General features: G+C 56.4%; 19 protein-coding genes and 4 pseudogenes. 8 read left to right on the top strand and 15 right to left on the bottom strand.

What is annotated here, in order from left to right; genetic code table 11:
* Nucleotides 1–56: 56 nt before the first annotated feature.
* The 10 genes and pseudogenes from JCM25354_RS12990 to tkt form a co-directional block, all read right to left on the bottom strand.
* Nucleotides 57–965 carry a DUF4349 domain-containing protein gene (locus JCM25354_RS12990; RefSeq protein WP_159103500.1) on the bottom strand — a complete coding sequence of 303 codons (909 nt, stop codon included), beginning with the start codon at nucleotides 963–965 and terminating at the stop codon, nucleotides 57–59.
* A 255-nt stretch (nucleotides 966–1,220) separates the two neighbouring features.
* Complete coding sequence (locus JCM25354_RS23580) at nucleotides 1,221–1,526, bottom strand: hypothetical protein (protein WP_369345790.1); 306 nt, start codon at nucleotides 1,524–1,526, stop codon at nucleotides 1,221–1,223.
* Complete coding sequence (locus JCM25354_RS23575; RefSeq protein ID WP_369345789.1) at nucleotides 1,475–1,744, bottom strand: gluconokinase; 270 nt, start codon at nucleotides 1,742–1,744, stop codon at nucleotides 1,475–1,477. Before JCM25354_RS23575 ends, JCM25354_RS23580 begins: the two co-directional genes overlap by 52 nt.
* Nucleotides 1,741–2,456, bottom strand: a pseudogene (gene rpiA / locus JCM25354_RS18950) (ribose-5-phosphate isomerase RpiA). Before rpiA ends, JCM25354_RS23575 begins: the two are co-directional and overlap by 4 nt.
* Nucleotides 2,449–3,198, bottom strand: a complete 750-nt coding sequence (gene pgl, locus JCM25354_RS12975; protein ID WP_025886324.1) for a 6-phosphogluconolactonase — start codon at nucleotides 3,196–3,198, stop codon at nucleotides 2,449–2,451. The pseudogene rpiA and the gene pgl overlap by 8 nt, the downstream one beginning before the upstream one ends.
* A 17-nt stretch (nucleotides 3,199–3,215) precedes the next feature.
* Nucleotides 3,216–4,079 carry a Cof-type HAD-IIB family hydrolase gene (locus JCM25354_RS12970; protein ID WP_025886323.1) on the bottom strand — a complete coding sequence of 288 codons (864 nt, stop codon included), beginning with the start codon at nucleotides 4,077–4,079 and terminating at the stop codon, nucleotides 3,216–3,218.
* 28 nt (nucleotides 4,080–4,107) lie between these two features.
* Nucleotides 4,108–5,655 (bottom strand): glucose-6-phosphate dehydrogenase, encoded by a 1,548-nt coding sequence (gene zwf / locus JCM25354_RS12965; protein WP_025886322.1) that lies wholly within the window; start codon nucleotides 5,653–5,655, stop codon nucleotides 4,108–4,110.
* A gap of 134 nt (nucleotides 5,656–5,789) precedes the next feature.
* Nucleotides 5,790–6,785 (bottom strand): phosphogluconate dehydrogenase (NAD(+)-dependent, decarboxylating), encoded by a 996-nt coding sequence (gnd, locus tag JCM25354_RS12960; protein ID WP_025886321.1) that lies wholly within the window; start codon nucleotides 6,783–6,785, stop codon nucleotides 5,790–5,792.
* 91 nt (nucleotides 6,786–6,876) lie between these two features.
* A complete protein-coding gene (locus tag JCM25354_RS12955; RefSeq protein WP_025886320.1) occupies nucleotides 6,877–9,744 on the bottom strand; it encodes a bifunctional transaldolase/phosoglucose isomerase in 2,868 nt (955 codons plus the stop codon).
* Nucleotides 9,745–9,900: 156 nt separating this feature from the next.
* A pseudogene (tkt, locus tag JCM25354_RS18945) lies at nucleotides 9,901–12,020 on the bottom strand (transketolase).
* A 387-nt stretch (nucleotides 12,021–12,407) separates the two neighbouring features.
* On the opposite strand from tkt, the gene JCM25354_RS12945 reads away from it, so the two are divergent.
* The 7 genes and pseudogenes from JCM25354_RS12945 (at nucleotide 12,408) to JCM25354_RS12915 (ending at nucleotide 17,753) form a co-directional block, all read left to right on the top strand.
* Nucleotides 12,408–13,418, top strand: coding sequence for an MBL fold metallo-hydrolase (locus tag JCM25354_RS12945; RefSeq protein WP_025886319.1), 1,011 nt, complete (start codon nucleotides 12,408–12,410; stop codon nucleotides 13,416–13,418).
* A 106-nt stretch (nucleotides 13,419–13,524) separates the two neighbouring features.
* Nucleotides 13,525–14,040 carry an ankyrin repeat domain-containing protein gene (locus tag JCM25354_RS12940; RefSeq protein ID WP_025886318.1) on the top strand — a complete coding sequence of 172 codons (516 nt, stop codon included), beginning with the start codon at nucleotides 13,525–13,527 and terminating at the stop codon, nucleotides 14,038–14,040.
* A pseudogene (locus tag JCM25354_RS18940) lies at nucleotides 14,037–15,103 on the top strand (pyridoxal phosphate-dependent aminotransferase). Before JCM25354_RS12940 ends, JCM25354_RS18940 begins: the two are co-directional and overlap by 4 nt.
* A 127-nt stretch (nucleotides 15,104–15,230) precedes the next feature.
* Entirely contained in the window at nucleotides 15,231–15,515 is a 285-nt protein-coding gene (locus tag JCM25354_RS12930; RefSeq protein WP_025886317.1) for a hypothetical protein, read from the top strand.
* A gap of 58 nt (nucleotides 15,516–15,573) precedes the next feature.
* A complete protein-coding gene (locus JCM25354_RS12925) occupies nucleotides 15,574–16,815 on the top strand; it encodes an aminopeptidase (RefSeq protein WP_025886316.1) in 1,242 nt (413 codons plus the stop codon).
* Entirely contained in the window at nucleotides 16,815–17,318 is a 504-nt protein-coding gene (locus tag JCM25354_RS12920) for a hypothetical protein (protein ID WP_025886315.1), read from the top strand. The genes JCM25354_RS12925 and JCM25354_RS12920 overlap by 1 nt, the downstream gene beginning before the upstream one ends.
* 18 nt (nucleotides 17,319–17,336) lie before the next feature.
* Complete coding sequence (locus JCM25354_RS12915) at nucleotides 17,337–17,753, top strand: hypothetical protein (protein WP_025886314.1); 417 nt, start codon at nucleotides 17,337–17,339, stop codon at nucleotides 17,751–17,753.
* A gap of 59 nt (nucleotides 17,754–17,812) precedes the next feature.
* Here the strand turns inward: JCM25354_RS12915 and JCM25354_RS12910 are convergent, their stop codons facing one another.
* Complete coding sequence (locus tag JCM25354_RS12910; protein WP_025886313.1) at nucleotides 17,813–18,136, bottom strand: hypothetical protein; 324 nt, start codon at nucleotides 18,134–18,136, stop codon at nucleotides 17,813–17,815.
* A gap of 474 nt (nucleotides 18,137–18,610) precedes the next feature.
* Here JCM25354_RS12910 and JCM25354_RS12905 point away from each other — a divergent pair, with 474 nt between their 5' ends.
* The gene (locus tag JCM25354_RS12905; protein ID WP_025886312.1) at nucleotides 18,611–19,354 is read left to right on the top strand and encodes a response regulator transcription factor; all 744 of its coding nucleotides are present in this window, start codon (nucleotides 18,611–18,613) and stop codon (nucleotides 19,352–19,354) included.
* Here the strand turns inward: JCM25354_RS12905 and thiD are convergent.
* The 4 genes and pseudogenes from thiD to tilS form a co-directional block, all read right to left on the bottom strand.
* Nucleotides 19,339–20,133 (bottom strand): bifunctional hydroxymethylpyrimidine kinase/phosphomethylpyrimidine kinase, encoded by a 795-nt coding sequence (thiD, locus tag JCM25354_RS12900; RefSeq protein ID WP_025886311.1) that lies wholly within the window; start codon nucleotides 20,131–20,133, stop codon nucleotides 19,339–19,341. The genes JCM25354_RS12905 and thiD overlap by 16 nt on opposite strands.
* Nucleotides 20,133–21,497 (bottom strand): annotated as a pseudogene (gene glmM / locus JCM25354_RS18935) (phosphoglucosamine mutase). The gene thiD and the pseudogene glmM overlap by 1 nt, the downstream one beginning before the upstream one ends.
* Before the next feature lie 114 nt (nucleotides 21,498–21,611).
* Nucleotides 21,612–23,534 (bottom strand): ATP-dependent zinc metalloprotease FtsH, encoded by a 1,923-nt coding sequence (gene ftsH / locus JCM25354_RS12890; RefSeq protein ID WP_025886310.1) that lies wholly within the window; start codon nucleotides 23,532–23,534, stop codon nucleotides 21,612–21,614.
* Between the two features lie 145 nt (nucleotides 23,535–23,679).
* A complete protein-coding gene (gene tilS, locus JCM25354_RS12885) occupies nucleotides 23,680–24,891 on the bottom strand; it encodes a tRNA lysidine(34) synthetase TilS (RefSeq protein ID WP_148301515.1) in 1,212 nt (403 codons plus the stop codon).
* Nucleotides 24,892–24,928: the final 37 nt, after the last annotated feature.

Genomic DNA, 24,928 nt, shown 5'->3' with positions numbered 1-24,928 from the left:
TGACGCGCAAAGGCGGCAAGGGTTCGCCCCGTCACAATTCCCTGAGTGAAACAGAGCTATCCCCTGCTGAACCACCCCCGACGAATGGCGCGTCTGACGACAAGCATTCCGAGTATGACAAGCGGTGCCCAGACCACTGCCTGGATCAGGAAAGCCCACACATCCGCAATGGTCTCGCTGAACAGAGCTCCGCTTTCTTTCCAGCTGCGCCGTAACGGACCGAGGGTTTCAACTGCGCTTTCGTAAGTAACATTGACCTCTTCCGTATCGACCTGACGTGAAAGATCCTTCTTTTCTTTTGCAGCCCCCTCCAGCGCCGACTGAGCCTCGGAGAGTTCTTTCGCCACCTTGATCAGATCATCCGTCTTGCCCGCACTCTGCGTCTCCAGAGCTTCGAGACGGTCCCGATACGCCGTCATCTGAGCAAGACGTCTGTCAACATCGACAATATCGTTGTGGAGATCGCGCTCATTGGTACGGAATTGCCGGGTTACCACCTTACTGGCGACCTCTCCTGCCAGTGGTGCTGCGGCTACCGCAAGAAAGGCTTCAACCTTGTCATGAGGCAGGCGCGCTGAGAGCCGCGCATAGCGTCGTGTTGCGCCCCGATCACTGTCATCAGTATCTTCCGAGGCTGAAGCGAGCTCACAGCCGGCCGTTGCAAGGCAGTAGTCCCGCAGATGCGCCAGATGGTCGCCAACCTTCCCGGTTGGAACTGTCAGCGAAATACTATGGTCATAGGCGATGGACCCCTGTCCCGCTTTGCGCAGGAAAGACCGCCCCATTGAAGCAGGAACCACAACCGCCATGGGAGGGGGGGGCGGCGAAGCAGAGTCGTAATCAGCCTCGCTTTGACCTGGCAGGGAATGTCTGTGTTTGCAACCGCCAAGACCAATCATGACAACGCCTAATGCGGCGATACCGCTCAGGCGGATGATCTTGAGCCTGGGTCTTTCCTCAATCATTTTCTGCTTCCGTTTCTGCTGAGGCAAAACAGGACCATGGAGAAGCTGTACCATGAAGTCCAACGGATAAGGCGTGAGGTGCAGATACATGGATCAGGAAGCATCCCTGCACAAAAGACTTATCCCCAGATTCAGGGAACAACTCTGCGGATCATCTTGTGCATAAGCTGTTAATGGCGTGGGACAGAATACTCCTCCCTGCCCTTTGGATCGATCCATCGACTTTCGACAGACCAATCCAGACCGCTCTGGATCTCAGACTGCGCGGGACTTCAATGACGCCAGCAGCTTGGCCATTACAATATCGGGCGTGCCTGCACTATCCACAGTGATGACATTCTCATCCTTTCCCGGCGGCTCCAGAGTGGCGAGCTGACTCGGGAGAAGACTGGGCGGCATGAAATGGCCAATCCGGAGCTTCAGACGTTCTGCAATCGTTTTCTCGCTCGTCTCAAGATAGACGAACGTAATATCCAGCCCGTTGCGCAGCGTATCGCGATACTTGCGCTTTAGGCGGAACAGGTGAGGACCCCCCCTGTTTCTACGTGCATTCTGAGCCATTCATGGCAGATCTGCAGCCAGGGCGCCCGGTCAGCATCATTCAGGGGAATGCCGCTATGCATCTTGGCGACATTCGCAGCCGGATGGAGGTCATCCCCTTCCTGAAAGGGATACCCGAAATGATTGGCAAGCCCCTGGGCCACGGTTGTCTTGCCACAACCCGAGACACCCATCACGACAAAGAGACCGGAACCGGCCTTTACGCCAAACCCCGTCATGCCTTCAGCCTCTGAAGGCCTGACGCACCGGCAACCAGCACTTCGGTTGTCATATCAAGGAAAAGCCCATGATCGACGACACCAGTGATGGAAATAATGCGATCGGCCAGCGCACGCGGATCATCGATACGCTCATAATCGCAATCGATGATCACGTTGTGATTATCCGTCATATAGAGCGAACCATCCCCGTTGCGACGCGGCACACAGCTCTTGGCACCGGTTTTTTTCAGGAGATTTTCGACGCGTTCCCATCCCCAGGGAATGATTTCCACAGGCACAGGCATATGGGTACCGAGGTCAGCCACGATCTTGCTTTCATCAACGATCACAATGAATTTGCGTGCTGATACGGCAACAATCTTCTCGCGCAAGAGAGCCCCCCACGCCCCTTGATGAGAAAGAGAGACCCGGTCTGGACTTCATCCGCACCATCGATCGCAACATCGAGATAGGGATCGTCAGCAAAATTGGTAATGGGAATATCGAGGCTCTGCGCCTGTTCGGCGCTCGCCTCCGATGTCGGAATAGCCCGGATTTTCAGCCCTTCACGACGTACGCGCTCACCCAGTGCATCGATCATGAATTTCGCCGTACTGCCCGTACCGAGCCCCACCGCCATACCATCCTCGATATAGGAAATAGCATGGGTTGCGGCTTCACGCTTCAGCTCTGCCACGCGAGACGCGGCGTCTTGTATGATTTCAGCCATTTTCGAGCGCTCCAGCTGCGGCCTTGTCCACCAGAAAAACCACCTCACCTTCTGAGGTGATATGCGCTGCAGGCAACGATTCATCACCGCTGCGGACACGGGCAAGCATCTCTGCCTTGCCCTCGCCCTCGATCAGAAAAACCACATTACAGCTTGAGTGAATCGCCTGATATGTCAGTGAAACGCGATCATGAGGCGCGTTGTCCGGTGTGCAGGCTGCAACCCATTTGGTTTTCTCCTGCAGGATAGGCTGACGCGGAAAGAGTGATGCCGTATGCCCATCCGGCCCCATACCCAGCATGACGACATCGAAAAGCGGCTTGCCGGGAACAAGATGATGGCTGCCGTACAGATCCTGAAGGGCATTCTGATACAGGGCAGCATCATGCTCAGTCGTACCATCTGACGGAACAGGATGTACGTTTTCTGTCGGCAGATCGACATGTTCGAGCAAGAGCTCATCGGTCATGCGATAATTGCTGTCGTCATGGGTAAAAGGCACATGCCGGTCATCGCCAAAGAAGATCTGGGTACGACGCCACGGGAACCTGGCAGCGTATTCAGGCTCTGCCATGATCTTGAACAGACGCTTGGGCGTCGACCCTCCAGACAATGCCACGACGAAATAGCCGTCAGTCTTGGCCAGCGCCTGATCCAGAAGCCAGTGTGCCATTTTCTGGGCGACAGCCTCGCCATCATCCAGGATGACCATCCGGGCTGACGTCACATCATGTCCACTCATTTTCTCGTTCCTTTGTATCAGGCCGCGCGGGGTGCTCTGGGCAACACAAAACGCTGCATGGCCTCTGCCCAGCCCTCTGCGTCATTTCGCCCTGTCGTAACATGGGCATGGGCCTGGACTTCTTCGGTTGCATTGCCCATCGCAATGCCAAGCCCGGCAATGCGCAGCATCGGCACATCATTGGACATGTCTCCGATGCAGGCAACCTCACTCATGGGAATACCCAGACGATCGGCCAGCGCCCGCGCTGCGAACCCCTTGTTCGCATCCTTGTGGGTAATATCTAGATAGTAATCTGCCGAGCGATGAGCACTGGCCTGCCCTTCAAGCATCGCTCCGATCTCCACCTCCATGCGCTGCAACAGCGCAAAGTTGCTGCTTGCTGCCACGATCTTGCCAACGCCTTCACGATAGGGCTTGAAATCCGGGACTACCACCGGCTCGATCCCTACAACGCGACGTTCATGATCCACATAATAGGTGCCGGGATCATGAATGAGCCATTCATGGCCGCGAAAGAGCCAGGTATCAACATGATGCACCGAGAGCGTGTCGCAGGCAGCTTCGACGCTCGAAACCGACAGTGAAAGCGAAGAAAGAATCTCATCATCCGGGCCGACGATCAATCCGCCATTCAGCGCACCGAAAGGCGTATCAAGCGAGAGCTCGCGATGATAGCGCAGAATTCCCTCTGCCGAACGCGCACTTACAAGACAGAGCGTGATACCTGCCTCACGTAGCTGTTTCGCAACCCGGAAGGTCGATTCCGTGATATTCTTGTCCGGTCCGATCAGGGTTCCGTCGATATCGGAAACAACCATACGAATGGTGGATGCCATAGGCGGCAAGGCCGCGTGAACGGCATCCAGATCATGTGTCATGGTTTTACTATCCTGTCTGGGCAGAGCATCAATTGTTCAGATCGAGCCAGCGACGACCGCTGCGTGCCAGCAACTCATCGGCTTCACGTGGTCCGTCGAGCCCTCCCGGATAGAAGCACAGAGGTGATTTTTCAGCGATATTCTGCGTAAAGGCAGGTTCAACGATACGCCAGCCTTCCTCGATCGTATCGGCACGCTGGAAGAGTGTCTGATCGCCAATGAGGCAATCATAGATCAGCGTCTCATAACCCGTGCTGGGCCCTTCGCTGAACCAGTCGGAATAGTCGAACTTCATGCGGACACCGCCCAGACGTACCGAAGGCCCCGGCACCTTGGCAGAGAACTGCATGGTCACGCCCTCAGTCGGCTGGATATGCAGCACCATGATATTGGGGGTCAGCTTGTCTACTGGCGTATCACGGAACAGGGCAAAAGGCGCCTGCTTGAAATGAATGGCGATTTCCGTCTTTCGGCGGCGAAGACGCTTGCCGGTACGCAGATAGAAAGGAACGCCAGCCCAGCGCCAGTTGTCGATACGCAGCTTCATGGCCACATAGGTTTCGGTCTGGCTGCCCATGCCGACATCGGGTTCCTCGCGGTACCCACGCAGGGCCTCAGCGTCATCTCCCACACCAAAAGAACCGCTGACATATTGTCCGCGTACAACCTGCGAAAGATCGATAGGCTGAATGGCGCTGAGTACCTTGGCCTTTTCGTCACGCACGGCTTCTGCATCAAAAGAGGTCGGTGCCTCCATGGCCACCATCGACAGCAGCTGCATCAGGTGGTTGGGTACCATGTCGCGAATGGCCCCGGTGCTCTCATAGAAACGTCCGCGGCGTTCAACACCGACGGTTTCAGCTGCCGTGATCTGCACATGATCTATATTCTGACGGTTCCACAGAGGCTCGAAAAAACCGTTTGAAAACCGCAGGGCAAGAATGTTCTGGACCGTCTCTTTCCCGAGATAATGATCGATACGGTAAATCTGGTTTTCATCGAGAGAACGCTGCAGGCGGGCGTTGAGCGCCTTTGCCGATTCCAGATCCGCGCCAAACGGCTTTTCAATGATCACGCGGCGCGAAACAGTATCTGTCTGCTCGGCCAGACCGGACTCACCAAGAAGATCAACGATAGGCCCGAAGAAACGTGCGGCAACGGCGAGGTAGAAAACTGCTGAACGATCGCCGATCTTTTCCTTCAGTGCCTCGAAAGTTGAAATCTCTTCAAAGGAGCCGCGCAGGTAAGTGATGCTTTTCGAGAGTCGGTCCCAGACGTCCTGTCTCAACAACGTAGCGCTTGTGCCGCGCTTGCTCACAAAATCATCAAGTGCGCTTTTGAGCTGCTCCAGCAACCCCTCGGTGGTCATCTCAGCCCAGTCCACCACGACGATAGAAAAATCCTCGCTCAACAGACCGGCAGCGTCCAGATTGTAGATGGCCGGAACCAGAAGGCGTTTCGTCAGATCACCGCCACCGCCGAAAATGACCATGGAGCCCGGAGGCGCTGGGCGTACGCCGCGCGATACTTCTGAATTGGACAATGCCGCACGAGCTGAAGCGGAAACCTCGACCATATGCCAAACCTTTTTAGTCGATAAACTGAAAGCCGGAATGCAAGCAGGAGCTCGTATGCTCCCGCTGACATTCAGGCCAAGAGTGTAACGAGGAAAAAAAAGGCCGGGACCAGATATGGTCCCGGCCCGAAACATCACTTCTTCTCGACGTGTCCACCGAAGCCAAAGCGCATTGCAGAGAGAATCTTCTCTGCATAGTTGTTGCCGCTGCGCGAGCGGAAACGGGTGAAGAGCGAGGCCGTCATGACCGGCACCGGCACTGACTCCTCAATGGCGGCTTCGATCGTCCAGCGACCTTCACCCGAGTCAGCCACCTCACCCGAGAACTCGGAGAGGGATTCGTTCTTGGCGAGCGCATCAGCTGTCAGATCGAGCAGCCAGGACGAAACCACGCTGCCACGACGCCAGACTTCAGCGATATCAGCCATGTTCAGGTCGAAGCGCTGGTCTTCCTGCAGAACCGGCGAGTTCTTCGACTTCATGACGTCAAAGCCTTCGGCGAAGGCCTGCATCATGCCGTACTCGATGCCGTTATGAACCATCTTGACGAAGTGACCCGAACCGGCCGGACCACAATGCAGATAGCCTTCTTCGGCGCGGGGATCGAGACCTTCGCGGTCGCGACCGATGGTGCGCACGACGTCGCCCTTGCCCGGCGCCAGCGCCTTCAGGATCGGGTCGATATGATCGGCCGAGTCCTTTGTGCCGCCGTACATCATGCAATAGCCGCGATCGAGGCCCCAGACGCCACCCGACGTGCCAACATCGATGTAGTGAATGCCCTTCTCCATCAGCTCATGGGCGCGACGCACATCATCCTTGTAGTAGCTGTTGCCGCCGTCGATCACGATGTCGTCCTTGCCGAGCAGGCCACGGAGTTCCTGCACACAGGCTTCGGTGATCTCACCGGCTGGCAGCATGACCCAGACGATCTTGCGCTCTGCAGAGAGCTTGCTGACCAGATCGGAAACGGAGTTTGCAGCGATCGCACGGCCTTTTTCGGCACGGTCGAATGTCTTGGACACAACTTCAGGTGTGCGGTCGAACAGCACGACGTCATGACCGTGACGGGTCAGACGCACTGCAATGTTGCCACCCATACGGCCAAGGCCAACAATACCGATTTGCATCTTTAAAACTCCTGCACAGTTTTCCTGTGCCCTCTAACTACCACGTCAAAAAACAATCCGCCCCGTCGGAGCGGGGCGGATTGCGTCAGTCTCAGACGGCCTTCTTGATGACTGTCGCCAGTTCGGCGAGGCCAGCTTCAAGCGGTCCCTTGATATGCACGCGCAGGGCACGACGGCCACGCTCGGAGAGCACATCAAAATCACCACGTGCCTGGGCAGCCTTCACAACACTGAAAGTGAAGCGTTCACCCGGCACGGCCAGATCAGCATGATCGTCCACAGTAATCTGCAGGAACACGCCGCTGTCAGGGCCACCCTTATAGGCCTGACCGGTCGAATGCAGGAAGCGCGGGCCAAATTCTGCTGCCGTTGCCACCTTGAGCTGGTCGCGCAGAGCGAGGCGTACGTTCTGGATCCACTCGCGTGTCTTCAGATCGCGTTCCACATAGGCCAGAACACCCACATAATCACCCGCCTTCACGCGGCCGAAATGCGCCTTCAGGATTGCCAGAGCATCACCATTGCCAAGAGCCTTGGCATTGTTTGCATCAGCAAAGAACTCGAACGCACCCGATGTCGCGAACGGGGTCTCAGACGGAAGCTTGCCCGTCTCGTTGAAGGCAGTTGTGAGCTTCTTGGTTTCGATCTTGCTGAACTCGACATCTGGCTGATCGAACGGATCGATCTCCAGTACCGAACCTGCAACCGCTGTGGCATATTCCCAGTGGAAAAATGCCTGGGCGATATCGAGCTTGTCTGCAAGATCAATGGTTACAACCGGCTCACCAGCCGCCGCGAGAGCGGCGATGGCCTTTTCCTGGTTCGGGCAGGCTGCACCTGTCAGACGCAGATAGGCAAACACACGATCCTTGCCGTAGACGCCCGGTGCACCGAGAGTCTCGTCATCAATCGGGATAAGCCCTGTGCCCTTCTTGCCGGTCGATTCAGCCAGAAGCTGCTCGAGCCAGGCGCCCAGATCGTAGATCGCGGGCGAAGCGATGATGGTCACCTTGTCGCGGCCGAACTTCGTTGCAGCGGCACCAAGAATAGCACCCAGCTGAAGCGCGGTGTTCTGTGCCGGCGGCGTACTGGCAGAAGCGCTTTTCACCGAACGCAGCGCTGACTCGAGGAAGGCGCGAACGTTCAGACCAGCAGCAGCTGCCGGGACGAGACCGAAATTGGACAGTACCGAGAAACGGCCACCAATCTGCTTCTCACCGTAGAAGATCTTCCAGAACCCGTCGCTCTTCGCAACCTGCTCCATATGAGAGCCGGGATCGGTCACGGCCACAAAATGGGCACCCGGAGCCGAGCCAAGCGCCTTCTCAGCCGCGGCAAAGAAATAGGCCTTCAAAATGTTCGGTTCCAGCGTGCCGCCAGACTTGGACGAAACGATGAAGAGCGTCTTTCTGAGGTCTACAGCATTTTCAAATGTCTTGACCTGCTGGGGATCCGTGCTGTCGAGCACATGCAGCTTCGGGAAGCCTGCGATCTGACCAAAGGTCTCGGCAATCACTTCCGGACCAAGGCTCGAACCACCCATACCCAGCAACAGCACGTCGCTGAAACCCTTGGCCTTGACTTCGCTGGCAAAAGCTTCGAGCTCGGAAACATGAGCCAGACGCTCATCAACGATATCGAGCCATTTCAGCCAGCTGGCCTCGTCACCGCCAGTCCAGACAGAGGCGTCCTTGGCCCAGAGCTTACGGCCCTTGCCGGTCTTGCGCCAGTCTTCGAGAACTGCATCAGAAGCAGTTTTCAGATCAGCCGGAAGGTCAGCCTTCTGCTCGATCAGTTTGGACCCGAGAAACGTGGCCTGCTTGTTTGCTACCGCCCCAAGCAGCTGGTCGAAAGCGTCGCAGAACGAAGCGCAGCCTTCTGTTACAAGGGTCTTGGTCACGCCATCGAGGTCGAGACCAAGCTTGGCCTGCTGTTCGATCACCTTGAAGGCGTCCTCGACGTTTTCGGTCAGGCTGGCGCGAAGCTTGCCGTGATCACGGAAGGCGTCAAAGGTTGCGGGCGGAATGGTGTTGACCGTGTCTTTACCGATCAGTTCTTCAACATAGAGAACGTCGGAGAAGGTCTTGTCCTTGGTCCCAGTCGAGGCCCAGAGCAGACGCTGGGGATTGGCACCGGCTGCGGCCAGCTTCTTCCAGCGCTCGGAAGCCGTGACTTCAAGATAATGCTGATAAGCAACCTTGGCGTTCGCGATGGCTACCTTGCCACGCAGAGCCTTGAGAGCCTCAGCGTCCTTGTCGCCTTCCTTGACGCGGCGATCAATGGCACCGTCAATCTTGCCGTCAATACGTGACACGAAGAATGAGGCAACGCTGGCAATTTTACTGATGTCCTTGCCCGCGGCATGGCGGATTTCGAGGCCCTTGATATAGGCTTCAAGAACATTCTTGTAGGCTTCGAGTGAGAAGAGAAGCGTGACGTTGACGCTGATGCCTTCAGACGTGACTTCCTGGAATGCCGGGATCCCTTCGGGCGTGCCCGGGATCTTGATCATCAGGTTTTCTTCGCTGACGGCAGCCCAAAGACGACGTGCTTCGTCGGCTGTGGCCTTCGTCTCGAAAGCGAGATAGGGCGACACTTCAAGGCTCACATAGCCGTCGAGACCCTTGGTCTTCACGAAGACCGGGTGCATGACCTTGGCAGTTGCCTGAATGTCGGTGATGGCGAGCTTCTCGTAGAGTTCACCAGGGGAGAGGATTTCCTTTGCCAGCAGATCCTTGATCTGTGCATCGTAATCCGTACCGTACCCCATGGCCTTTTCGAAAATGGCCGGGTTGGAGGTGACGCCGCGAAGGCCGTCTTCATCAACCAGCTTCTTGAGGCTGCCATCGGCAGTATAGGATCTCTGGATGAAGTCCAGCCAGGGTGACTGGCCATAATTGGAAAGATCACGCAGCGGGTTCCCGCCTGTAGCGGCACCCTGCTTCTGTTCGACGTCCATGACGTACTCCTGTCTGTCCACCTGACGGGTTCCCTGTGGACACCCGCCTCAGCTCAGGTCGGCCTTCCGACCCTGACCTCATAAGAGGGGGCCAAAGCACGCTATGGCCCTCAGGAGCCCGACCGCCGAGGAAGCGACCGGGCCCCGGTAGTCGTCTTATTTGCGAGCAGCCTGCTCGCGAGCTGCGTCGTATACCTTCTCCGGCGTGAAGCCGAATTTGGTAAGCAGGCTCTTGAGCGGCGCAGAAGCACCAAAGCTGTTCATGGCGATGATTGACCCGCCAATACCTGTGTAACGATCCCAGCCGAAAGCAGCAGCCTGTTCGACAGCCACGCGTCCCTTGACGTCAGGCGGCAGCACGCTGTCCCTGTAAGCCTGATCCTGCTCTTCGAAGAGATCGAAGGACGGGAAAGACACGACACGGGCCTTGATGCCCTCTGCCGTAAGCTTCTCATAGGCATCAACCACCAGAGAGACTTCCGAACCGGAAGCCATCAGGATGACATCCGGCTTGCCTTCACAGCTTGCAAGCACATAAGCGCCCTTTGCGACACCCGAAGCGCAGGCATATTTGCTACGGTCCAGCGTCGGCAGATTCTGGCGGCTGAGGATCAGCACAGCAGGCTTATGCGTCTGCGGGATAAGCGTACGCCAGGCTTCGGACACTTCGTTCGCGTCACCCGGACGGATCGTCATGATACCCGGCGTTGCGCGCAGCTGGGCAAGCTGCTCGATCGGCTGATGGGTCGGCCCATCTTCACCAACACCAATAGAGTCATGGGTGAAGATATAGATGACCGGCAGCTCCATGAGAGCCGACAGGCGGATCGGCGCCTTCATGTAATCCGAGAAGATCAGGAAGCCCGATCCGTAAGAGCGCAGACCGGCCAATGCCAGACCGTTGCAAATCGACCCCATTGCATGTTCGCGAATACCGAAATGCACATTGCGACCGGCGTAGGTCCCTCCCCACTGCGGCGGCTGGAAGGACCCTGCCCCTTCAAAGGTGAGATTGGTCTTGGTTGACGGCGAGAGATCGGCTGATCCGCCCATCATCCATGGCAGGTTCTTGGCAACGGCATTGATGACCTTGCCCGAGCTGGCACGCGAGGCAACACCTTTCGGATCGGCATCCCATTTCGGAATATCCTTGTCCCAGCCTTCCGGCAGACGACGCTCGAAGATCGCACGCAGTTCAGCAGCTTCCTTCGGATATTCACTGGTATAACGATCAAACAATGCATGCCAGTCGGCACGCGCTTGGCACCACGCTTGCCCAGACCTTCCTGGAAGTGCTCGAGCACACCTTCAGGAACATGGAAGGCATCGGTCCAGGGCCAGTGATAGGCTTTCTTGGCACCAGCGATTTCTTCCTCGCCGAGCGGCTCACCATGAGCGGAGGCCGTACCGGCCTTTTTGGGCGCACCAAAGCCGATAACCGTATGCATGACGATCAGGCTCGGACGATCCTTGACCGAACGTGCTTCTTCAAGAGCCTTGCCGACAGCAGCAAGGTCGTTGACGTCGTTGACGGTCACAACGTGCCATTTATAGGCGCGGAAACGTTCAGCGACGTTTTCTGTAAAGGCGAGATCCGTGGAGCCTTCGATCGAAATCTGGTTGGAGTCATACAGCCAGATCAGATTGCCCAGACCCAGATGCCCAGCCATGGAAGCCGCTTCGGACGAAACGCCTTCCATCATGTCGCCGTCACCACAGAACACATATGTATGGTAGTCAAAGAGATCGAAACCCGGGCGATTGTAATGGGCGGCGAGATATTTCTCAGCCATCGCCATACCAACCGAGTTACCACAACCCTGACCAAGTGGCCCGGTGGTGGTTTCGATGCCCGCCGTGTGGCGGAACTCGGGATGACCCGGTGTCTTGGAATTGAGCTGACGGAACTGCTTGAGGTCTTCGAGGGTCAGCGACGGTGTATCAAGAACCTTGTCTTTCGCAACATCGCGGATGCCGGTGAGATAGATTGTCGAATACAGCAGCATCGAGGCATGACCAACTGACAGGACAAAGCGGTCGCGCGCCGGCCAGAGCGGATCTGCAGGATCATATTTCAGATCATTCTGCCAAAGTGCATACATGACAGGAGCGAGCGCCATCGCCGTTCCCGGATGACCTGAATCGGCCTTCTCCACACCATCCATCGACAGGGTGCGGATGGTGTTGATGCTCAGCTGTGCGATGTCAGAGACACTGGCGCCAGCCGCTCCACCTGTTTCCGCGCCGAACGCGGACGGGTTGCATAAAGAACGCATCAAAAATCGACCTCCGAATTAACTCTCTGCGATGGAAAACCATCCGCCGGACAGACATCAATGTTCAAGACCGGTTTGCTGCCTGATACAACCCCACCAGGGATCCTTTTCGCATAGGCGACTTCGCAGAGTTTATGACCGCACTCACCTCACATGGCCTGACCATGGGGAGACGATCACGAGAACACCTTACCATACGCCTATGGCCTGACGATGTTCCGCCGCGCCGCACATATTGCCTTCACAACCCCGACAGCATTGACATCAAACTGAAACCTACCGGCCTGGCAATACATTGCGTTGCGCATAAAACGCTCATTACCCACATTGTGCTAGAGCCAAACTCTTCACGACTGCTCGACCACACGAAAATTTGCAGGATTTGCCGTGCATCCTTTTCCGAAATCGGACCATTGCGACGGTCACGCCTTTCAGAACCCTCCTTCTTATCGTCTTTCCCCTCCCCTCGTCGTCGCGCCGCCGCGTGAAGACAGGGAGCCACGCTTCAGGAGCATTCTTTCATGGCAGATGAGCCTGCGCCCCCGATGGCCTGACGACGTCGCGACCAACCCGCCGGATGCCCTGCCTGCGCTGGAGCCGGGAGAGTTCTCCGTCAGCTTTATCAACCACTCCAGTTTTCTGCTGCGTATCGGCCGGGCGGGACAACGTCCTCTTACCCTCCTGACCGACCCCATCCTTTCCCAGCGCTGCTCGCCGTTCCGTCATTTCGGCCCCAAACGGGTAGTACCCCCGGGTCTGGGTTTCGCTCAGATTCCAAAGATCGACATCGTCCTTGTCTCCCATTGTCATTACGACCATCTGGACAGACCAACCCTCAGGCGCATCGCTCGCCGCGACCAGCCGCTCTGCATTGCCCCCTTGGGCAACAGACGTCATCTCAATGGTCTTGCCTTCTCCAGAGTGATCACAATGGACTGGTGGGATCGACTGCCAGTCGACAAGATTGCCATTACGCTGGTTCCGGCGTTGCATGGCTCAGCCCGCACCCCCTTTGACGGGAATCGGGCACTCTGGAGTGGTTTTCACGTGGAAAGCCACAGACAGAAACTGCTGTTCGCCGGAGACACGGCGCACGGCCATCACTGGCAAGCCATCCATGCGCGTCTGGGCGCTCCGGATTTTGCCCTGCTTCCGATAGGCGCCTACGAACCGGCCTCTCTCATGCAATCAGTGCATATGACCCCGGAACAGGCCGTCGAAGCAGCGACCCTTCTTCACGTCCGTCAGGCTGTTGCCATGCATTTCGGCACATTCCAGCTTACTGATGAAGGTTACTGGGAACCAGGCGGCCGCCTCAGGCACTGTCTGGCAACCCTGGGACTGCCGGAATCCCGCTTCATCATTCCCGAGCGTGGCCAGTGCCTCAGACTTGCCTGACCGTAAACGCATGGAAGGCCCGTAAAGAAGAAAAGAAGGTGTCACGCTTCCTGATCGGCAAGGGGTAAGCTATCCTGCCTTCACCATGACAGTTTCAGGCCCTTCCATGACAGAGATGATGCCAGCAGGCAGTTTTTCGTCCGAACAGATTACGGCACTCTTCATTGATGCCGCACGCCTGGGCGATACAGAAATGCTGACCCGTTTTCTTGATGCCGGCATGGTCGTGGATGCCCAGGACAGCCGTGGCTACACGGCCCTCATCGTGGCGGCCTATAACGGCGTGTTGCCCGCAACGGCCCTCCTCCTTGAACGAGGAGCAGATCCAGACATGCAGGATGCCAAGGGGGCGACAGCCCTCTCTGGCGTCGCCTTCAAGGGCCATCTGGCCGTTGCCGAGCTTCTGATAAGCGCCAATGCCAAACTTGATATTCCGAGTCATCTGGGGCGCACGCCGCTCATGTTCGCCGTCATGTTCGGCAGACAGGACATGGTGCGGCTGCTGCTGTCCCATGGCGCGGACCCCAACCAGCGCGATGCCGAAGGGCTCTCAGTGCGCGATATCGCGGAAAGCCACGGCCAGAGCCATCTTTTCACTTCCGACACTGTGATACCGTTATGAGCCGCTTCTGGAATCCGATTGTCTCTGAGCTGCATCCATATATTCCAGGCGAGCAGCCCCATTTTGTTGACATTCTCAAGCTCAACACAAACGAACTGCCTTATGGTCCGAGCCCTGCCGCACTCGATGCCATGAAGGACAGCTGCGATGATACGCTTCGCCTCTATCCTGATCCGACAGCCCGTGACCTCCGTCGGGTTATCGCTTCAACCTACGGCACGACAGAGGAACGTGTCTTTGTCGGCAACGGGTCGGATGAAGTGCTGGCCCACGCCTTCAGGGCACTGGTCTCACCGGCGCTCCAATGCTTTTCGCCGACGTAAGTTATGGCTTCTATCCTGTCTATTGCGGCCTCTTCGGTCAGCCTTATCAGGAAATTCCCCTCAATGACCGTTTCGAGATCGACATTGAGGATTATACGGTTCCCTGTGGTGGCATTGCGATCGCCAACCCGAACGCCAATACCGGCCACGCCTTGTCGCTCGACTCCCTGTCACGTCTCGCCACACTTCAGCCTGACCGGACAATCATTGTCGATGAGGCCTATGTCGATTTCGGCGCCCAGTCCGCCATCCGCCTGACCGAGGAACACGACAATATCCTCGTCGTTCAGACATTGTCGAAATCCCGTGCCCTGGCCGGGTTGAGGGTTGGCTATGCCGTCGGTCATCCCGATCTGATCGAAGGTCTTGTACGGGTAAAAGACAGCTTCAATTCCTATCCGCTCAGTCGCATCGCCCAGGCAGGTGCCGCCGCAGCGATTGCCGACAGCTCCTGGCTGACGCAAAAGACCCGTCAGGTCATGGCCACGCGCGGGCGTTTTGTACAAAGCCTAGCCGGGTTGGGCTTTGACATTCTGCCATCCTGTGCCAATTTCGTTCTTATACATCATCCTGCCCATCAGGCTGACAAATTGCTGACGGGATTGCGGGAACGCCATATCATCGTACGACAGCTCAGTGCGCCTCGTATTCGCGACTGGCTACGCATCACGATCGGCACAGACCAGGAAATGGACAGGCTGATTGAGGCTCTTGCCTCCATGGGTCTGACACCGCGCTGACTTCCGGCGCCTTCCTGGCCTTCTGACAAAAGCCAAATCGGCCCAAAAGGGCGCGATCCCGCGCCTTTTGGGCCGATTCAAGTGACATCCTCTGGCAAGAACCAGAGCAATATGAAGAGATTCGACCATGCGCTCCCATATCGGACAGCTCTCCGACAACCAGCCGATCCGCCGCAATCTCGCGGAAAAGCAGAAACAGCTTCGCGACCTCAAGGAAACGCTGGCGACAATGAAGCCGCATACCTCTCCCGCGCTGAAAGAGAGCGTCCAGCGTCGCATTCGCGAACTTGAGGTCGAGATACGCACAGCTTCGCGTGACGATAAACAAGGTAGTCGCGACAAGCCCTCCCGTCAGGAAAGACCGCGGCGGACGCCACGTCGCGCCCATCACGCCGAGACCTTCAGCGACTAAAAATCCGGTTTCACCCCGGCACTGATCCAGAATGGACATAGCCCCCAGGAGACTTCTGATGTCCGCTACCGCTCTTCCCTTCGCCGAACGCCTGGACAGACTCGGTGAAGTAGCTGTCAGAATCGGCCTCAATCTCCAGCCCGGACAGGAGCTGATTATTTCAGCCCCCCTGGAGGCTGTGCCGCTGGTTCGACGCCTGACCGAACACGCCTATCGCGCCAGGGCAAGTCTGGTAACCACGCATTACAGCGATGATGAGACCACTCTCGCCCGTTATCGCTTCGCGTCCGATGAAAGCCTCGACACAAGTGCGGCCTGGATGGCGGACGGCATTGCACGGGCTTACCGTGAGGGTGCAGCAAGACTCGCCATTACCGGCGCCAATCCCACCCTGCTGAACGGACAGGACCCCGGTCGGGTCTCTCGCGCCAGCCGCGCCGCTTCGCGTGTCAACCGCGAAGCAATGGAAATCATTACCCGCTTCGACACAAACTGGACAATCGTAGCCTATGCCACGAGAAGCTGGGCGGCTCAGGTTTTCCCGGATCTGCCAAGCGATGAGGCACAATCACGCCTGTGGGACGCGATTTTCGCCTCTTCACGTCTAGATACGCCCGATCCGGTTGTGGCCTGGAAGCAGCATAACGCTCTTCTTCATGCCAAGGCCGCCATGTTGAATGAACGCCGTTTCGACTCCCTGCATTTTACCGGGCCAGGTACGGATCTTCTGGTCGGACTCGCCGATGGCCACGCCTGGGCCGGAGGTGCAGAACGCACCACAAACGGCATCGAGTGCAATCCCAATATTCCGACCGAAGAAGTCTTTACAACACCCCATAGCCATCGCGTCAGCGGTCATGTGGCCAGCACGAAGCCACTCTTTCATCAGGGAACGCTTATCGACGATATACGCGTGACCTTTGCCGGAGGACGTATCGTCGAAGCCCATGCCAGCAAAGGCGAAGAGGCCTTGCAACGTATTCTCGACAGCGATGAGGGGGCTGCCAGACTCGGTGAAGTCGCACTCGTCCCTCATGCCTCTCCCATTTCTGATACAGGCATCCTGTTCCGGAACACATTGTTCGATGAGAACGCATCAAGCCATATTGCGCTTGGGCAAGCCTATACCAAATGCATGCTCAACACCGAGGGAGCAACGCCAGAGGAGCTCGCTGCGCGTGGCGTCAATACAAGCATGATCCATATTGACTGGATGATAGGCTCTGCCGAAATCGATCTGGACGGTATTCACAAGGACGGTGAAAGAACACCTCTCATGCGTAAGGGAGAATGGGTCTGATGAGCCATTTCATCAAAACCGGAGCTGCGGCCCTGGGTATTGTTATGCTCGGCACGACGCCGCTCATGGCCCAGACAGTGGCGCAGAATGCGCCACAGAGCCAGCAACAGGCACTTTCACCCGCCATGCGCGCCGATATTGAAACCGGGCTGAGGTACACCTTGCCTGGTGATTTTCTGCCTCGCGCCGCTGAAACCTTGCAGGCCCTTCAGGCAGCCAATATACGCCCGCCAAACTCGACCCGACTCTCCCTGCAGCAGACGATCAGCCAGATTGCCTCAACTCCTGGCGTACCAGAGATACTTAACGCGCACGGCTTTACGCCTGAAAGCTTCACCATGGGCATTACCGCATTCGGCATGACCCTGGCTGCAACAAATGGACAGACCCTGCCTGCCGGTTTTCCAGCCCCCAACCCGAGCAATGTCGCCCTGTTTCATACCCATCCGGAACAGGTGACCGCATTGATGCAGGCCATGGGTACACCCCCCGGTCAGAACTAAAGTCACGGTAAACTGCACATGAAGGAATTCGCGCTTGATCCGATGAATCTGCCAGCTACTGATATTGTTCAGCTCGCACAGGCAGGGCTTCTCTGCCGTGCTGAGCGCGAAACACCGGCAGGTGGTGTCCCCGCCTTTCTGACCCGACAGGACTGGGACAGGCTTACTACAAGATTTTCTTCTGAAGCCCCCCAACCCGAACGACTCCTTGAGGCCGTGGAACGCGCAGTGTGGAGATTATTGGCTCATGCGGCTGCCACTCTCTCACAACAGCCCAAGGGCAACGTCAGCGCGACCATGAGCGCACGCACAGACCTTTTTACAGAGAATGGGGAGACCTATCTCTCCTTCGTCCGGGACCGGTCCCATCCAGTCGCCTGCGTTATCATAGGCACGCGCCCCTGGTACGAAATCGAAACTGAAAGACGCCTGTAAATATCTGACGCTTCCACCCGGAATGCGGCAGAAAACCCGAGATATACAGAGCCGCCGCCCTAGAGTGAATTGGCCCCCTCCTCACATTCATCAGAGGGAAGCGACGCATTCCTGGCCAGCACAAATACATGATAGGCCACAGCGACGTCGATTGCGACTTCACGCTCGGCTCTGCGTGCCTTTTCGATGGCGCCACGCGCCTCAGGCAACCAGTTCACAAATCCCTCTACAGCCTTGTCGCTGTCATTGGATGCCAGGACCGCACGTTCGGCCCCCACGATTCTTGCCTCCGCATTGCGTCGGGTAAGACGCACACTGGTTTCACGGCGTAATACAGCCATCAATGCCTGTGCACGATCAAGCAGTTCACGCTCTCTCTGCATTCTCGTGTTTCTTCTGATCCACATGACACTTGCCCCTCGTTCCCGGTTCGCAAATGGCCATCGCCGTCTTACTGCCCGATCGCGCTCAATACAGAGAACCAAACGAAATAATCTGTGAAAGACCGTTTTCCTGACCGTTTATACATGCCGATAGCCCGATCAGACATACAACCTATACGGGTATCGCATGTCACGAAAATGGGGCACATTGATAATACTTTCCACCGTTTCGTTAAAATTCGTTATCACTTTAACTATCCAGGACGGAAATTTTCACCATACCTTCACCAACAACAGAAAGAAATTTGTTATAGCCTCTGGTTAATTTCAGAATCATCCAAGAAAATACTAGAATTGACACGTTAAAAACACGTTACTAATTCTGAAAAATGTTTTGGCTTCAAGAACGTATTTTGCTTGCTGACAGCAACCTTAGGTAGTAACACAGCAACATCAACCCTGGAGATTGATGAGATGCGCCTCCTTCTTGTGGAAAGCGATCAAGCTGCGGCTCAAGCTCTGATCAAAACCCTCAGACAGGGCGGTATTACTGTTGATCATGCTCATACCGGGCATGAAGCAATCGATATGCTGCGCCATTATGATTATGATCTTGCCCTGACCGAACTTACTCTGGACGATATGGAGGGAAATGAAGTCATACGGCGTGCTCGTAAAACACAAATACAAACGCCGATTATTGTGCTGAGTACCCTCGGAAGCGCTCAGGCCAAAATCAAGGCATTTCATGCTGGTGCAGATGATTACATCACCAAGCCTTTTGATTCAGAGGAACTTCTCGCACGCCTCCAGGCTGTTCTGCGCCGGTCGCGTGGCTTCAGCACTACAGTTGTAACAATTGGCCCCCTGTCGCTTGATCTGAACGCCAAAAGTGCATCGATCGACGGTCACCATGTGCAGCTGACTGGCAAGGAATATGCCATTCTGGAATTGCTCGTACTCCGCAAGGGCAATGTCCTTACAAAAGACGCATTTCTGAACCATCTTTACGGGGGCATTGATGAGCCGGAGATGAAAATTATCGATGTTTTCATCTGCAAGTTGCGCAGAAAGTTGCAGCAATTTGGTGCAGGCCATCTGATTGGCACCGTCTGGGGGCGAGGCTATGTCCTACGTGAAGACAGCAAGGCTGTTACTACGGAAGCCAGTCACGAACAGGCAAAGATCAGCCCCTCTGTTCTTCAGCCTTCTTTCTGACACATGTGATTCATTGGTCTGGCGCTACCTTTTCCGAAAGGCGGCGCCTGCAAGATCGCCTGACGGACATAGTTTCTACCACGTCTGACAGCGTTACTGACCGTATCACCCTGTGCGAGACAGACAGCGATGGCACTGGCGAGAGTACAGCCTGTACCATGTGTATGCAGCGTATCGATTTTCTTGTCCCTGTAGTGCTCTCTGTTTTCACCTGAGAGCAGAATATCGATGACCTCGTCGCCGCGCAGATGCCCTCCCTTCGCCAGAATCCAGCTTATATTCTGAGCTTCCCTGACTTCGAGAGCCGCTCCCTCCATTTCCTGAGCCGTCAGGAGGGTTCGACCGCTCAATATCTCCAGTTCTGGCAGATTGGGCGTCAGAAGAAAGCAATGCCTGAAAAGACGCTGAAAAGCGGCTTCTCCATCTCTGGTTATCAATCTGGCACCGCTCGTCGCAACCATCACAGGATCGATCACGCAGCGTATTTCCGGATAACGGTCAAGCGTGTCTGAAACAGCTTCCATAATCTCGGCATTGCCCAGCATTCCTACTTTGATGATATCAGCTCCGATATCATCAAGGACGGCACATATCTGGTCAGCCACCATACCAGGGGACAGACAGGCGATATTGGTGACACCAAATGTATTCTGGGCGGTAACGGCCGTGATTGCAGTCATGGCAAATCCGCCAAAAGCACTGACCGTTTTGATATCAGCCTGAATACCGGCACCACCACCGGAGTCGCTTCCGGCAACAATCAGGACACGCCCCCTCATCAGGCGGAAACCGCCCTTTGAACGGCGTCGCAGATTGCGGAGACGACCTCTTCCACCAGTGCAGGATCCTCGCTTCTGCCATAACCCGAACGAGCGGTTCAGTGCCGCTTTTGCGTAGCACCAGACGCCCTTTCTTCCCAAGCCTCGCCTCAGCCTTGTGACGTGCTTCAGTAAGAAGATCGGTTTCCAGAGGATCTCCCCCCTGGTAACGGACATTGCGCAACAACTGCGGATAAGGTTCAAAAACCCGCAGAACCTCGCTGGCAGGACGTCCTTTTTCGACCAGAACAGCCAGCACCTGTAATGCGGCGATCAGTCCATCACCTGTCGTCGCAAAATCGGAGAGGATCATATGGCCGGATTGTTCACCGCCAAGCCTGATAGCCCGGTCACGCATGCGTTCGACAACATAGCGATCACCCACCGCCGTGCGATGCAGGGTAATACCATGATCTGACAGTTTTTTCTCGAGACCCAGATTGGACATGATCGTCGCCACGACATCATTGCTACCCAAGCGGTCGTTCTTCTGCAGAAAAGAGTGATCAGCCCCAGGATCTGATCACCATCGACGATCTGCCCCTTCTCATCGACGATGATGAGACGATCAGCATCGCCATCGAGCGCGATGCCGAGATGCGCTTTATGAGTGATCACGGCCTCACGCAGGGCCTCGGGATAGGTAGAGCCGCATTTGGCGTTGATATTCACTCCGTTGGGCTCGCAGCCGATCTTGATGACCTCTGCCCCTAACTCCCACAACGCGGTCGGGGCTACACGATAGGCCGCACCATTGGCGCAGTCGAGGACGATACGCAGCCCTTCGAGGCGTGACCCTCTCGGAAAAGACGCCTTGGCTGCCTCGATATAGCGACCAGCAGCATCGTTCAGACGCGAGGCGCGACCAACCTCTTCCGGGGGAGCCATCCGGGCCGTCAGATCCTGCCCCATCATAGACTCGATTTCCGCCTCGACATCGTCTGACAGCTTGAAACCATCGGGGCCGAAAAGCTTGATGCCATTATCGCCAAACGGGTTATGCGAGGCCGATATCATCACGCCCAGATCGGCGCGTAGTGAACGGGTCAACATCGCTATGGCTGGCGTAGGTAACGGACCGACGAGAATGACATCCATGCCGGCAGAGAGAAATCCCGATACCAGTGCGCTTTCTATCATATAGCCCGACAGGCGCGTATCCTTGCCCAGTACGACACTATGACGATGCGCTCCACGACGGAAATAGAGCCTGCGGCCTGACCCAGACGGAGCGCCACATCGACTGTCATCGGAAAACTGTTGGCGGTGCCTCGAATACCGTCTGTGCCGAACAGCTTACGCTCTGCCTTGCGCTCTTTACTCATGACCGTCCCTTTTCCCGCTTGCCCGTGTCGTAGCACGTCGCTCTTCAAGCATACCCCGCATTACGAAAAAAGGGGGGCTTATGCCCCCCTTTCTCTCTCAGTCTTGACCTTGGCTCAACCCGCCTGAGGCGACGGATCGAGAGCCTCTGTTCCTGCGGCAGGCTCAGGCTTCACTGTCGGCACGGAGGCGCGGCGATTATCGGGGGCGGAGTCATCTACCGCTACCCGCTCTACCGGTTCATTACGAATAACCTTGCCAACCTCATCGCCCGTAAGCGTTTCAAACTCGAGCAATGCATTTGCAAGACGATGCAAATCGTCGATATGCTCCAGAAGGAGTGCATGAGCCCGGCGATACGCTTCGTCGACAAGCTCCTTTACTTCACGGTCGATCTCACGCGCGGTCTGTTCGGAAACGTTCTTGTTCTGCGTCACCGAATGCCCAAGGAAGACTTCCTGTCCATTGTCGCCATAGGCAATCATCCCCAGCCTGTCGCTCATGCCCCATTCGGTGACCATGCGACGGGCCAGATTGGTTGCCATCTTGATGTCACCTGAAGCGCCTGTGCAGACATTCTCGGCGCCGAAGATGAGTTCCTCAGCAACGCGACCGCCCATCGCCAGAACCAGGTCGGCTTTGCATTGCGCCTTGCTCTTCGAATAGCGATCACCTTCCGGCAGGCTCATGACCATGCCGAGCGCGCGACCACGCGGTATGATTGTCGCCTTGTGCACAGGGTCGCATCCCGGCGTCAGGATTGCGCATATTGCGTGACCGCCCTCGTGGTAAGCCGTGTTTCGCTTTTCTGAGTCGCTCATCACCAGCGAGCGACGTTCGGCACCCATAAGCACCTTGTCCTTGGCATTTTCAAATTCGAGCATGGCAACCGTCCGCTTGCCAAGACGGGCAGCGAGCAAAGCGGCCTCGTTAACAAGATTGGAGAGATCTGCACCCGAAAAACCAGGGGTACCACGGGCAATAACCTTCGGATCGACGTCAGAGGCAAGCGGCACCTTGCGCATATGAACACGCAGGATCTTTTCACGCCCTGCAACATCCGGGTTCGGCACCACAACCTGACGGTCGAACCGGCCAGGGCGCAGCAATGCAGGATCAAGCACATCAGGGCGGTTGGTCGCCGCAATGAGAATCACACCCTCGTTGCTCTCAAAACCGTCCATCTCGACAAGCATCTGATTAAGAGTCTGCTCACGTTCGTCATTGCCACCGCCAAGACCGGCTCCGCGATGACGGCCCACAGCATCGATTTCATCGATAAAGATGATGCACGGGGCGGATTTCTTGCCTTGTTCGAACATGTCACGCACACGGGACGCCCCGACACCCACGAACATCTCGACGAAATCAGAGCCTGAGATCGTGAAGAACGGCACATTCGCCTCACCGGCAATCGCACGGGCCAGCAAGGTCTTGCCGGTACCGGGAGGCCCGACGAGCAGTGCCCCTTTGGGGATCTTGCCACCCAGACGGGTAAATTTCTGCGGGTCCTTCAGGAACTCCACAATTTCTTCAAGCTCGGATTTTGCTTCGTCGATACCAGCAACATCGTCGAACGTAACGCGTCCCTGCTTCTCGGTCAGAAGTCGTGCCCGGGATTTTCCGAAACCCATGGCTCGCCCGCTGCCTGATTGCATCTGACGAAAGAACAGGATGCCAATCCCGAGCAGGAAAATCATCGGCAACCAGCTGGTGACTGCACGCAGGATCGGGCTGCCATCAGCATCCACCGGTTTGGCAACAACTTCCACACCTTTTGCCGTCATTCTCGGCACAAGACCCAGATCAACCGGAGCATAGGTTTCGAAAGAGGTACCGTCCTTGAGCGTGCCGGTAATATTCTGGTTCTGAACGACAACCGACCTTACCTTGCCCTGATCGACATCACTGACGAAATCGGAATAGGCAAGTTGTTGTGACGCGCGCTGGCTCCCACTTGGCTGGAACGCCAGGAAAAGCAGCAACGCCAGAACGATGATGATCACCCAGAGTGCCAGGTTGCGGCCAAAATTGTTCATCACTGTCTCTATTATTTCCAAACTTTAAGTCGAAGATTGATCGACGGTGAGACGATAGCCCATGGCTATCTGCCAGGAACTGGCAGCAACCACACACTTGTCAGGCTAACATAAGCATTCGGCGATATGTTCCCACCCCCCGGGATCAAGTTTTCAGGGAATCTCGATATTCCGGCCAGAACGAAAAGTCGCTTAGCGGGATGGCAGGTCGGAAGGCGACACTCGCTCTTGCCCATTCAATATCAGCAAAAGCTCCCAGAAGAGGTACAGCAACAAGCTTGTTGCCCTGCCATAAGGCAGGCAGACCACGCAGAACAACCGAAGGGAGCGCATGGTGACGAAACCTGCATGATTCTGCGCCGAGCGCTGCAATCACTGCCCCTTCCTGAGGCAGGACGCCTTCCAGTCGAAAGCGCCGGTCCCACAGAATACCGTGATCTGCTGTCCGCCGTTCGACCACAGCGCCAGGCTCTCTCGCCAACATCCAGCCTCTGCCCAGCCGACCAGCAACGCAAAGCTGCACACCGCCAAAGGTCACAGGTTGAGGACTGGCGATTACCCTTTCCAGAATGGCAGAAGACGGAGGGTATGAACTGCCGCCGATTACCTGCCAGATCCGCCCCAGAAGGGTGGTATCCTCAGGAAGTGTTTCCATCACCGCAAAACCCAGCGGATCGATATGCAAGGCTGCTAGAGCCTGTACCATTCCGTTCTCTCGCACGTTCCGCCGTTGCCCCTGAAAAGCAAGCTGAGTGCGACAGGAACTGCGTGCTTCCCTGTCGAGAGACTGACGAATGCGAACACGCTCGAAGACAGGGTTCTTGTTGCTGGGATCTTCTACCCAGGAGATACCCCCGGCTCTCAGAGTCGTTCTTAGTCGTTCAGGTGGGATTTGCAGCAAAGGCCGCAGATAGCGCAATTCCGGAGTCTCGCGTGCGAATGCCATAGCGGCGAGACCGTGGGACTTGCTGCCATGTGTCTTGCGCAGAAGGAATGTTTCCACTTGATCTCGTTCATGATGACCAAGCGCCAGATCGAGAATACCACGCTCGAGACAGGCTGCGGTCAAGATCTCATAACGCGCCTTGCGTGCCTGTTCCTGGACACGACGCCCCGGATCGAGATGATCGAGAGTAAGAATTACGGCGGGCATGCCGAAGCTTTCAAGTCGTGCTGCCGTTTCTACGGCTTCGCTATCGGATCCCGTTCTCAATCCATGATCAACGATCAAGGCCAGAGCAGAACGCCGCCATCTTCGCATCAACCAGGCAAGACACAGACTGTCAGCTCCCCCTGACACCGCCACGCCGACCGTATACGAGGGCTCATCGGGAGGAAACCTCCCGAAAACAGACATCAGATCGGCAAATTCCTCGTCGCCGATCGGCTCTTCA

It is taken from the genome of Asaia prunellae JCM 25354, from assembly GCF_000613885.1.
GTDB classification, from domain to species: Bacteria; Pseudomonadota; Alphaproteobacteria; order Acetobacterales; family Acetobacteraceae; genus Asaia; species Asaia prunellae.
Note: the sequence above shows the minus strand (reverse complement) of the source record. Positions and strands in the feature narration are given on the sequence as shown.